The following is a 10821-nucleotide window of genomic DNA, read 5'->3' as shown; positions in this document are numbered from 1 at the left end:
GCCATCAAAGCAAAGGACTCCACCTCTGATCGGTACCAATCAGGGGGGCACGTCACGTCAAACGTTCCGCTCATCCTTATTACGCGGTCTGCAAGACGCATGGAAATGACGCGCGCGCTGATGAAGCCAGATTTTCCCCACATCCCTTTGTTGCGTACTTCAGTGATCTCTCCGACAACCGGTGTTCCACCAGGAATGACAATCGCTCCGTTTGAAATGATGCTTGAAGCCACTTCCATTTGGAAACGTTGCCCAACACGGAGCCTCTTCTTTTTGGTCGTCAACTCTTCACGTGTGGTGAGAGCAATTTCAGTTCCGGCGCGAAGTATGCCCGCCTTCGGTGAGGCTTCGATAACCGCCACGGCCGGCTGTGGCGATGCTGCTGGTGCCAGAGGCGCTTGAGTTGTTGTTGTGGGCTGTGGCGGTGAAACGGTCTGTGCAAATGCAGCCTGAGAAATCACGGCTGCAAGCGCAACCGAGACAAATCTAAAGTTAATCGTCATGACGCCCCCAAAAATCCGACTCGAAAAGCCGAATACTCAGGGTATGAATGAAGTATAATTTCGACAATATGGTGACGAAAAATATTATTTTTGATCCGCACGAATCGCAGATTTTTGTAGAAATTATTTTTACATTTTTCCAGATAATCCGAGTTTTATAGAAAATTCGACGCAGAGATGCCGGAAGAATACTGGAGAATAGCGAGCGAAGCGGTGCGGGCGCATCGGACGCGCTTGTTCGGCACGTCATGCCTGCAACACGGAAATTCGGCCTTTGCGCGCCAGCTACGGGAATTTTGCCATGCCCTTGAAAGGGCGCATGCCGCGAGTGGGACTGGTGAGGATCTGCGGCAGGCGTGTGACCTGCAAGCTGTGCGGTTGGAGCGAGAATGTGAGCGCGGCCGCCAAGCGGGGGGTATCGGCAAACAGCCGGGCAGACACCGGGCCGAGCGCGGCGGCTGGCCTGCAGAACAGGGAGCGTTCAAAGGCGCGGGCACTGGTGGCGGCTTTGCGTGTAACCGGGCTGAATATGGTGGCGCGGGCCGGCCAGGGCCGGTCTTCTGTCGGCCCCGCATGCCAGAAAAGCTGGTTGCTCACCCTATCCGGCCTGCTACCAAGGTGCAGATCTTGGGGGTTACGGCATGCGGGCGATCTATCTGGCGGGTGTTGCTGCGGTGGCGGTGCTGGGCGCGGTTGCGGGGTCGGCGCAGCCGGCCAAGGCGCCAGCCCCATCTGCGGCCGGCGTGGAGGCCTATTTCGGCGGCCTGAAGTGGCGCAATATCGGCCCGGCGCGCGGCGGGCGATCGATTTCGGCGGTGGGCAGTGTGGCGCGGCCCAACGAATATTGGTTCGCGGCGACCGGCGGCGGCGTGTGGAAAAGCGTGGACGGCGGCGTTTCGTGGCAGCCGATGACCGACGGCAAGGTTGATACCGCGGCCTTCGGCGGCGTCGCCGTGTGCGAGGCCAATCCCGATATCGTCTATGCCACCACCGGCGAATCCCAGCTGCGCGGCAATATCCTGCCCGGCAATGGCGTGTGGAAAACCAGCGACGGCGGCAAGAGCTGGGCCAAAATGGGCCTGGCCAATGTCCAGAATTTCAGCCGCGTGCGCATCCACCCCAAGGATTGCGACACCGTCTTCGTCGGCGGCTTCGGCCATTATGGTGCCGACAATGACGATCGCGGCGTGTTCCGCACCAAGGATGGCGGCAAGAGCTGGACGAAGTCGCTGTATCGCGATGCCAAGACCGGCGCGGTGGACATCAGCATCGATCCGGCCAACCCCGACATCGTCTATGCCGCCTTGTGGGAAGCCTGGCGCAAGCCCTGGGGCATGTCGAGCGGCGGGCCGGGCAGCGGCCTGTTCAAGAGCACGGATGGCGGGGGCAACTGGACCGAGATCAGCCGCGCACCGGGCCTGCCCAAGGACGGCCTGCTCGGCAAGATCGGGGTGAGCGTGTCGCCGGCCGATCCCAATCGCGTTTATGCCATCATCGAACATGAGGCCGCCGGCGGGGTCTATGCCAGCAACGATGGCGGCAAGAGCTGGGAAAAGCGCAACGAAAGCCGCGATCTGCGCCAGCGCGCCTTTTATTACACCCGCATCCAGGCCGATCCGAAGGACAAGGATCGCGTCTATGTGCTGAACGTCAATTTCCACCGCTCCGATGACGGCGGCAAGACCTTCCCCAAGAAGATCAAGGTGCCGCACGGCGACAATCATGATCTGTGGATCGCCGCAGACAACAACCAACGCATGATCCAGACCAATGACGGCGGCGCCAACGTCAGCGTGAACGGCGGCACCAGCTGGACCCGGCAGGATTTTTCGACGGCGCAAATCTATCGCCTGTCGCTTACTGCGCATCAGCCGGCCTATGCCTGTGGCGGCCAGCAGGACAACAGCACCATCTGCGTGCCGGTGCGCGGGCACCGCAACCGCAATGTGCTCGGCGGCGCCTACGGCATCGCGGTGGGTGGCGGCGAAAGCGGCTATGTCGCGCCCGATCCGCGCAATCCGGATATCTTCTATGCCGGCAGCTATGGCGGCCTGCTCACCCGTTATGATCATGCCACTGGCCTCAGCCGCGTGATCAACGTGCTGCCCGACAATCCGATGGGCTATTCGGCGGGCGACATTGCCGAACGGTTCCAGTGGACCTTCCCGATCCTGTTCGATCCGCACGAACCCGGCACGCTCTATGTCACCTCGCAGCATGTCTGGCGCAGCCGCAACGAGGGCCAGAGCTGGGAGAAGATCAGCCCCGATCTGACCGCGCATGATCCAGCGACGCTGGGGCCATCGGGCGGCCCGATCACCCGCGATCAGACTGGTGTGGAAACCTATGCCACCGTCTTTGCGCTGGCGCCGTCCAGGCTGGAAAAGGGCGTGATCTGGGCGGGCAGCGATGATGGCATGGTGCACATCACCCGCAATGGCGGCACGAGCTGGGCCAACATCACCCCGCCGGCGATGCCGAAATTTGCCAAGATCACCACGGTGGAGGACAGCCCCCACAGCCCCGGTACGGCCTATGTGGTGGCGCACCGCTTCCTGATGGACGATTTCAGCCCCATTGGCTTCAAGACCGAAGATTACGGCAAGAGCTGGACGCCGATCACCGCCGGGCTGCCGGCGGATGAGATGCTGCGCTCCATCCGCGAGGATCTCGCGCGCCCTGGCATGCTCTATCTCGGCACCGAACGCGGCGTGCGGGTCAGCTTTGATGGCGGCGCCGCCTGGCACAAATTGCAGGCCAATCTGCCCGATGTGGAGGTGGCCGATCTTGCCGTGTCCGGCCAGGATCTGGTGATCGCCACCCATGGCCGCGGTTTCTGGGTGATGGACAATGCCGGCCTGCTGCGCCAGGTCGATTCCAGCCTGACGCCGGCAACCCGGCTGTTCGCGCCGGCCCCGGCGCAGCGCGGGCTCGATCCCGGTGTGGCCATCGATTATCATCTGGCCGCCGCGCCCAAATCGCTGGCCATCGAGATTCTGGGCGGTGACGGCCGCCTGATCCAGCGCTTCGAGGGCAAGGCCGAAGTGCCGAAGCCGGACGCGCCGAAGCCGGACGCGCCAAAACCTGATCCGCTGAAGCCCGATGGGCAAAAGCCGGAAGCCGCCAACGCCGGCGGCGCGGTCGCGGCCGGCGGTGATGATGATGAGGATGACGGCCCGCCGAAGACCCCGACCGCCGCGATGAAAGCGGGCATGAACCGCTTCACCTGGAACATGCGCCACCCCGGCTACACCGTCTTTGACGGCATGATCTTCTGGGCCGCGTCCAACCGCGGCGTGGCGGCCTTGCCCGGTTCCTATCGGGCGCGGCTGATCGTCGATGGCCGGAATTTCGAGCAGAACTTCACCATTGGCGCCGACCCGCGCGTCAAGGTGACGCCAGCGGCCTTGACGGCGCGGTTCGATCTGGCGCGTGCGGTGACGGCGCGGGTGAGCGACGCCAACAACGCCGTGCTGCTGGTGCGCGGGATCCGTGCGCAGGTGGATGCGATTGCCAAGGCCGGCAAGCCGATGCCGGCGGCGGTGCCAGCGCTGATGGCGCGGATTTCGGCGATCGAGGCCGAGATCTATCAGGTGAAGATGCAGAGCCGGCAGGACCCGCTCAACTATCCGATCAAGCTGAACAACAAGCTGGCCGCGCTGATCGGCATCATCGAAAGCGCCGAAGCCCCGCCCACCGACGGCACCCGCACCGTGTTTGCCGCGCTGTCAGCGCAGCTCGATGCGCAACTGAAGGCGCTGGAGACTGCGCTGGCCGAAGGCTTGCCGGCCGCCAATGCCGCGCTGCGAGCCGCCGGGATGACGATCCTGCAGCGCAAGCCGCTGCCGCCGGGCGACAACAAGCCCGTGACCGGTGACGATGACAATGATGCGGAGGACGAGGACGAGCAGAAAATGTGGTGAGGCGTGCCCGGCTCAGCCGCGCAGCACCGGCGCCGGCAGCGGCCCCAGCACCGCCTCTACGGCCATGCCGATCGCCAGCAACCGGCGGTCGTCGCCGGCCGCGCCGTCGAGCTCGATCGCCACGGGCAAGCCGCCAGCGGTCAACCCGCACGGCAGCACCAGCGCCGGCAAGCCCAGGGTGCTGGCCGGGCTGATGTTGCGGGCGATGGCGGTGGTGAACGATACGGACAGGCCGCCGATCTCGATATTGCTCTGATCGCCGATCGGCGTGGCCGCGACCATTGTTGCTGGCAGCAGCATGGCATCGATGCGATGCTCGGCGAACCAGGCCGCCATCGCCTGCTGCAGTGCCGGCCGCGCCACGTCGCGGGCGGCGGCATAGAGTTCTCCGGTAATTGCCGACGGCGCACCGCGCAGCGCCATCTGGGTGAACACAGCAGCCACATCGGCGCTGACGCCGGCAAACATCGTCTCGAAATCGACCGGTGCGCCTGATTCAAGCAGATAGCGTTCCAGCGCCGGCACCACATCATGCACCTGGATCGCCATGGCCACCGGGATGACCCCGTCCAGCCCCGGCGCCGGCGCCTCGACGATCACCGCCCCCGCCGCAGCGAGCCGCGCCAGCGCCTGTTCCGTCAGCGCAGCGACTTCGGCGTCGATGCCGTCAAAGAAGAAATTGCGATCAAGCCCGATGCGCAGGCCCGCCAGCGCCGCCGGTTCGATCGGTTCCATGTCGCCGCTCACCACGGCATCGAACAGCGCCAGATCGGCAACGCATCGCGCATGCGGCCCGATCTGATCGAACAAGGGCGTGATCGGTGCGGTGCCATCGGTGGGATAGCGGCCCGTGGTCGGGCGGAAGCCGGCGATGCCGCACAGCGCCGCCGGCACGCGGATGGAGCCCTGCGTATCTTCGGCCACGCCCAGCGGGGCCATCCGCGCCGCCACTGCCGCCGCGGTGCCACCCGACGATCCGCCGGGGATGCGCGACGGGTCATAGGGGTTGCGCACCGCGCCGAATTCCAGATTGCTGCTGGTCCAGCCGAATGACAGCTCGTGGATATTGGTCTTGCCCAGCACGAGGGCGCCGGCGGCCTTCAGCCGGGCGATGGTGGTGGCATCGCGCGCCGGAATCCAGCCGCGCAGGGCTTTGGTGCCCGCTGTCGTTTCGATGCCGGCGGTGTTGACACTGTCCTTCACCGGGATCGGCAGGCCGTGCAGCGCGCCCAGTACGCCGCCCGCTGCCCGATGCGCATCCGCCGCCCGCGCCGCGGCGCGCACCGCATCAGGATCAAGCGTGATGAAGGCATTGAGCGCCGCACCCGCCGCGCAGCGCGCCAGCAGCGCTTCGGCATAGTCCAGCGCCGTCATCTCACCCGTTCGCATCGCCGCCACGGCCGCGCTTGCCGAAAGCTCGATCATGTCTGCGCTGTCCATGTGCATTCCCCCTGCCTGATGGACCTCCCTATCGCATCACGCGTGCGCGTGCGCGGCCTTATGCGAGGGGGCTGGTGCAGGCCTCGGACTGTATGTTATAGGATACAGTCATGGTGCTGCAAGTTCGGCAAACACTGGCCTTCGCTGATTGGCTGGCGAAGCTGAAAGATATGGGCGCGCGCAAGATCATCGGGCGGCGGTTGGCGCGGGTGGAATTGGGCTTGTTGGGCGATTGGAAGCCGGTCGGTGATGGTGTGGCGGAATTGCGTTTTGACCATGGACCTGGATACCGCGTGTATTTTGCCCGGCGGGGGGACGTGGTGATTGTCCTGCTGTGCGGTGGGGACAAGGGCAGCCAAAGCCGGGATATCGCCCGCGCCAAGGCGATGCTGGCAGATTTGGAGTGAAGCAAATGGCGGTGACAACAATCCCCTTCGATGCCGCGCCCTTTCTGGACGATGAGGCGGCGCAAGCCGAATATCTGAGCGATGCGCTGGCCACTGGCGATGCCGCCGTGGTGGCGCATGCCCTGGGCGTGCTGGCGCGGGCGCAAGGCATGACCGATGTTGCCCGGCAATCCGGCTTGCAGCGGGAAAATCTCTATCGTGCGCTGTCAGACACGGGCCGGCCGGAACTGGCCACTGTGCTCGGCGTCATTCGCGCCATGGGACTGAAACTGGCAGCAATGCCAGCAGGCGCGCCCTGAACGATTCGAATTCGCGCCCTGCTGTTCCGCCCGCGGGATGGACGTCAGGCAATTGCCTCAGCCGATTTCGAAAATCGTATAGATCGGCCCCGCCAACGTCTGTTCGCCGGTGCCCACGGCGACGACATTGTTGAGCCAGGCGTAGCGTTCATCGCCGCATTCGAAGCGTGCTACAATCGCCAGCGAATATTCGCTGCGCTCCAGCAGCTTGCCTCTGCCAAAGCGCGCCATGGCCTCTGGCTCCGCCAGGAAGCGGCCCTGATAGGTGAGGTAGATCAACGCGCCATCTGCGGTTTCGAGGGCCAGGCGTACATCGATGACCATGACGCCATCCGGGCGATTGATCACCCAGTCCGCCCCCGGCAGCACCTTGCCGCCAAGCCGTTCGCCGACAAATTGCCCGCCGATCACCGGCGCGATGCGGCGCAGGCCTGCCGGCGTCTTGCCGATCGACAGCATCGCGCGAAAATCGACCGCAAGAGTCAGTGTGACAAGATGCTTGTGTGCGAGCCTATCCATGGGCACCGTGGTACCAGCGCGTTTGCGGGACAGCAAACGGGGAGAAAGACATGGACATCATCGCGCGGCGCCCGGGACCTTCGGTGCAGGAGGTGTTCGAAGGCGACACCAATCCGCCGCCGGCCGTCATGCGCGTGGAATCGCCTGCGCAGGGCCAGAGTTTGGCGGACGTCTCGATCGAACGATATTTCAGCAAAGCCTGGCATGACCGCGAAGTCGAAAAGGTCTGGCGCAAATGCTGGCAACTGGCGTGCCGCGTCGAACATATTCCCAATGTCGGCGATCATATGATCTACGAAATCGTGCACGATTCATTGATCGTCATCCGCACCGCGCCCGACGAAATTCGCGCCTATGTGAACGCGTGCCTGCACCGCGGCACCTTGCTGCGCACCGAAGGCGGCTGCGTCCACCAACTGCGCTGCCCGTTCCACGGCTGGACCTGGAAGCTCGACGGAACCCTGTCGATCATCCCCGGGCAGTGGGATTTCCCCCATGTCGACAAGGCCAGCCTGAACCTGCCAGAAGCCAAGGTGGGCATCTGGGGTGGCTTCGTCTTCGTCAACTTCGATCCTGATTGCCCGCCGTTGGCGGATTATCTTGAAAATCTTCCCGCCCATTTCGAAGCGTTCAATCTCGAAGATCGCTATGTCGCCGCGCACGTTGCAAAGATCATGCCGTGCAACTGGAAACTGGCGATGGAGGCGTTTGTCGAAGCCTATCATGTCAGCGTCGCCCACCCCCAGGTGATGGGCTATTATGGCGATACCAACACCCAATATGATATCTGGCCAGATGTGCGTCACGTCAGCCGGATGATCAGCGTGCAGGGGGTGCCCTCGCCATCGATGAAGGGCATTCCGCCGGAGCGCACCATTGCGGAGATGCGCCGCGACGTGCCGTTTTTCGCGGGCAGGCCCATCGAAGTCGCGCAAGGCGAGACCGCACGCGGCAAACTCGCCGAACGCGCCCGGGAAAAAATCTCCCGCAGCATCGGGCGCGACATGTCGGACCTGTCCGATTCGGAATCACTCGATCTGATCGAATATATGCTGTTCCCCAACATGGTGCCGTGGGGTGGGCAGGCCTTGCCGATCACCTATCGGTTCAGGCCGAACGGCGATGATCCGGAAAGCTCGATCATGGAAATCATGTTCCTGTTTTCGAAGGCGCCCGACGGTTCCCACCCCACGCCGGCCAAGATGACGATGCTCGGCCCCGATCAGAACTGGAGCGACGCGCCCGAACTTGGCTCGGCGGCCATGGTGGCGGATCAGGATACCGACAATCTGATGCGCATCCAGAAGGGCCTGCGCGCCACCCGCAAACCGGGCGTCACCCTGGCGCGTTATCAGGAAAGCCGCATCCGGCATTATCACGCGACGCTGGATGCCTATATGGCCGACTGATCTGCGCTGACCGCAGCCGAACGGCGGACCCCATCAGCGGGCGGGCAGAGCCTGCAACCAGGCGTGGATGCGCGTGGCCAGCGTCAGCCTGGCATCCGACCAGCTGTGATCGGTGGCTTGATGGGCTTCGGTCACGCTGCCACCGGCGGCGCGGGCCGCCGCGACGATCGGGTCGGTCAACGGCTTCAGCCCGTCATCGGATGTCAGCACCAGCAGCGGCTGGCGGGCCAGGCCCGCGGCGCGCGGGCGCAGATCGAAACGGGCGGCGCCGGCGATCAATTCGTCGGCCTGGATTTCGGGCGATGTGCCGGCCAGCGCCTCGCTGTTGCCGGCGGCCTGTGCCACCACCCGCGCGCGTGGTTGCGCGCCGACCATCCCCATGTTGGCTGCCGATATCAGCACGACGCCTGCCAGTCCGATATCGTCGCTGCCCACAGTTGCCGCGACCCAGCCGCCCATGCTGTGCCCGGCGAGGACGATGCGGCGCGGATCGATGCCGAGCTTTGCCGCCACGTCGGGCGCGCGCAGATGCGCCAGCACGGCGCGCGCGTCATCCGGATTCTGTGCAAAGCGAAAAACGCCGGGGCTGCCCCAACTGCCGCGGTAGTTGAACGTGATGGCGTTCCACCCCGCCCGCCGCAACGCCTGCGCCAGATCGAGATTCTTCTCGTTGCCCGGCCAGCCATGGCAGATGACGATGGTGGGATGCGGGCCCGGCCCGGCGGCGAGATAGGCGACGCCGTTGATCTCCACGGCGCCGGAAGCGATGTGCAGCACCTCCATGCGCGCGCGCGGCGACAGGCTGGTCGGCGGATCGGTGAACAGCGGTGACGGTTGCGCCAGTGCGCTGCCCGCCAGGGCCAGTGCTGCCAGGCCAGCCAATATCCCCTGTCGCATCATCGCCTGCTCCCGCCGTGTCTTCAATGTCTGGCGCAACGCCCTTCGCCTGACAAGCCTTGCGGCCCCGACAGAAATTTGCGGGCCGAAAGCGGCCGCGACATCAGGCTGGCGGCAGCGCCCAATCGATTGGCGGCATGCCGTGTGACACCAACCAATCGCTGCTGCGGGAAAAATGCCGGCAGCCGAAAAAGCCACTATAGGCTGACAGCGGCGACGGGTGCGGCGCCTTCAAGAGCAGATGGCGGTTGCCATCCACAAAGCCCGCCTTCTTCTGCGCATGGTTGCCCCACAGCAGGAAGACGCAAGACGGAGCGCGCGCCGCCACCAGCCGGATCACCGCATCGGTGAAGCCTTCCCAGCCGTGGCCCTGGTGGCTGCCGGCCCGGCCCTGTTCGACGGTGAGGCAGGTGTTGAGCAGCAGCACGCCCTGCCGCGCCCAATGTTCGAGAAACCCGTGCCGGGCTGGCGCAATGCCGAGATCGGTCTGCAATTCCTTGTAGATATTCACCAGGCTGGGCGGCACCCGGACGCCGGGCCGGACGCTGAAGGCCAGGCCATGCGCCTGGCCGGGGCCGTGATACGGGTCTTGCCCCAGGATCACCACGCGCACCTGATCCAGCGGGGTCAGATCGAGCGCGCGGAACCATTCGCTGCCCCGGGGGAAGATCGTCTTGCCGGCGGCGCGTTCGGCCAGCAGAAACGCCTTCAGCGCCGACATCTGCGGTGACGCCAATTGGTCGGCGAGCGGCGCCCGCCAGCTTTCCTGCAGTTTCAGCGGTTCGGCCATGCCCCGTGATGGCGGCCCAGGGCCGCAGCGGTCAAGCCCGGCGCGCGCGTCCAACGCCCATGCGCGGCAGCAGATTGTCGCGGTCCAGCACGATATGCTTGATGATGCCGGCAATGTGCAGCGCGATCAGCACCAGCATCGTCCAGCCTAGGATCTCATGGGCTTCGTGGAATGTTTCCGCCACCGCCTTGCTCACGCCGAACTTCGGCACTTCGAACAGGCCGAACCAGCTTTGGCCGCGCGCATTGCGATCGGCCATGATCCAGCCCGACAACGGCAGCGCCAGCATCGCGGCGTAAAAGGCAAGATGCACGCCCTTGGCCAGCACGCGCTCGCCGCTGGTGAAATAGCCGGGCAGGGCCGGCGGCTTGTGGGACAGCCGCCAGCCGATGCGCACCAGCGTCAGCGCCAGGATCGTCAAGCCAAAGCTTTTGTGCAGGTTCATCACGAACAGGCGCTGGCCGCCTGCGGTGGGCACGAAATCATGCAGCAGCCCGCCGGCCAGGTTGCCGATGATCATCGCCGCCATCAGCCAGTGCAATGTGATGGCGACCTTGCTGTATCGGCTCATGGCGTGTCTCCCGGGCATGCGTCGGTGTCGGCTAGGCGCTTGGCGCGTCGCTGTCGATACGGG

10 protein-coding genes and 1 pseudogene are annotated in these 10821 nt (G+C 64.8%); 4 read left to right on the top strand and 7 right to left on the bottom strand.

Annotated elements, in window-relative coordinates; translation table 11 throughout:
* Window positions 1-503 (bottom strand): annotated as a pseudogene (locus ABWP22_RS10085) (hypothetical protein); the annotation flags it as partial.
* A gap of 285 nt (window positions 504-788) precedes the next feature.
* Window positions 789-1100 carry a hypothetical protein gene (locus ABWP22_RS10080; protein ID WP_353199843.1) on the bottom strand — a complete coding sequence of 104 codons (312 nt, stop codon included), beginning with the start codon at window positions 1098-1100 and terminating at the stop codon, window positions 789-791.
* 44 nt (window positions 1101-1144) lie between these two features.
* Between ABWP22_RS10080 and ABWP22_RS10075 the strand changes: the two genes are divergently transcribed.
* Complete coding sequence (locus ABWP22_RS10075; protein ID WP_353199842.1) at window positions 1145-4426, top strand: VPS10 domain-containing protein; 3282 nt, start codon at window positions 1145-1147, stop codon at window positions 4424-4426.
* Between the two features lie 12 nt (window positions 4427-4438).
* Here the strand turns inward: ABWP22_RS10075 and ABWP22_RS10070 are convergent, their stop codons facing one another.
* Window positions 4439-5866 (bottom strand): amidase family protein, encoded by a 1428-nt coding sequence (locus ABWP22_RS10070; protein ID WP_353199841.1) that lies wholly within the window; start codon window positions 5864-5866, stop codon window positions 4439-4441.
* Window positions 5867-5976: 110 nt separating this feature from the next.
* Between ABWP22_RS10070 and ABWP22_RS10065 the strand changes: the two genes are divergently transcribed.
* Window positions 5977-6273, top strand: coding sequence for a type II toxin-antitoxin system RelE/ParE family toxin (locus ABWP22_RS10065; protein ID WP_353199840.1), 297 nt, complete (start codon window positions 5977-5979; stop codon window positions 6271-6273).
* A 5-nt stretch (window positions 6274-6278) separates the two neighbouring features.
* The gene (locus ABWP22_RS10060) at window positions 6279-6572 is read left to right on the top strand and encodes an addiction module antidote protein (RefSeq protein ID WP_353199839.1); all 294 of its coding nucleotides are present in this window, start codon (window positions 6279-6281) and stop codon (window positions 6570-6572) included.
* Between the two features lie 57 nt (window positions 6573-6629).
* Here ABWP22_RS10060 and ABWP22_RS10055 read toward each other — a convergent pair whose 3' ends face one another.
* Window positions 6630-7091, bottom strand: coding sequence for a DUF3237 domain-containing protein (locus tag ABWP22_RS10055; protein ID WP_353199838.1), 462 nt, complete (start codon window positions 7089-7091; stop codon window positions 6630-6632).
* Between the two features lie 50 nt (window positions 7092-7141).
* Here ABWP22_RS10055 and ABWP22_RS10050 point away from each other — a divergent pair, with 50 nt between their 5' ends.
* Window positions 7142-8500: an aromatic ring-hydroxylating oxygenase subunit alpha gene (locus ABWP22_RS10050; protein ID WP_353199837.1), complete on the top strand. Its 1359-nt coding sequence runs from the start codon at window positions 7142-7144 to the stop codon at window positions 8498-8500.
* A 33-nt stretch (window positions 8501-8533) separates the two neighbouring features.
* Here the strand turns inward: ABWP22_RS10050 and ABWP22_RS10045 are convergent, their stop codons facing one another.
* The 3 genes from ABWP22_RS10045 to ABWP22_RS10035 form a co-directional block, all read right to left on the bottom strand.
* Window positions 8534-9400 carry an alpha/beta hydrolase gene (locus tag ABWP22_RS10045; RefSeq protein ID WP_353199836.1) on the bottom strand — a complete coding sequence of 289 codons (867 nt, stop codon included), beginning with the start codon at window positions 9398-9400 and terminating at the stop codon, window positions 8534-8536.
* Between the two features lie 100 nt (window positions 9401-9500).
* Window positions 9501-10187: a uracil-DNA glycosylase gene (gene ung, locus ABWP22_RS10040; RefSeq protein ID WP_353199835.1), complete on the bottom strand. Its 687-nt coding sequence runs from the start codon at window positions 10185-10187 to the stop codon at window positions 9501-9503.
* Between the two features lie 31 nt (window positions 10188-10218).
* The gene (locus tag ABWP22_RS10035) at window positions 10219-10758 is read right to left on the bottom strand and encodes a cytochrome b (RefSeq protein WP_353199834.1); all 540 of its coding nucleotides are present in this window, start codon (window positions 10756-10758) and stop codon (window positions 10219-10221) included.
* Window positions 10759-10821 lie beyond the last annotated feature (63 nt).

The sequence above is a fragment of the Sandarakinorhabdus sp. genome, from assembly GCF_040398665.1.
Classification (GTDB): Bacteria; Pseudomonadota; Alphaproteobacteria; order Sphingomonadales; family Sphingomonadaceae; genus Sandarakinorhabdus.
This window is presented reverse-complemented; position numbering and strand designations above follow the sequence as displayed.

Bases quoted from the DNA above. Each gene is read 5' to 3' on its own strand.
- ung (WP_353199835.1), bottom strand. From the start codon at position 10,187: ATGGCCGAACCGCTGAAACTGCAGGAAAGCTGGCGGGCGCCGCTCGCC.
- ABWP22_RS10060 (WP_353199839.1), top strand. From the start codon at position 6,279: ATGGCGGTGACAACAATCCCCTTCGATGCCGCGCCCTTTCTGGACGAT.
- ABWP22_RS10065 (WP_353199840.1), top strand. From the start codon at position 5,977: ATGGTGCTGCAAGTTCGGCAAACACTGGCCTTCGCTGATTGGCTGGCG.
- ABWP22_RS10075 (WP_353199842.1), top strand. From the start codon at position 1,145: ATGCGGGCGATCTATCTGGCGGGTGTTGCTGCGGTGGCGGTGCTGGGC.
- ABWP22_RS10055 (WP_353199838.1), bottom strand. From the start codon at position 7,091: ATGGATAGGCTCGCACACAAGCATCTTGTCACACTGACTCTTGCGGTC.
- ABWP22_RS10070 (WP_353199841.1), bottom strand. From the start codon at position 5,866: ATGGACAGCGCAGACATGATCGAGCTTTCGGCAAGCGCGGCCGTGGCG.
- ABWP22_RS10045 (WP_353199836.1), bottom strand. From the start codon at position 9,400: ATGATGCGACAGGGGATATTGGCTGGCCTGGCAGCACTGGCCCTGGCG.
- ABWP22_RS10050 (WP_353199837.1), top strand. From the start codon at position 7,142: ATGGACATCATCGCGCGGCGCCCGGGACCTTCGGTGCAGGAGGTGTTC.
- ABWP22_RS10035 (WP_353199834.1), bottom strand. From the start codon at position 10,758: ATGAGCCGATACAGCAAGGTCGCCATCACATTGCACTGGCTGATGGCG.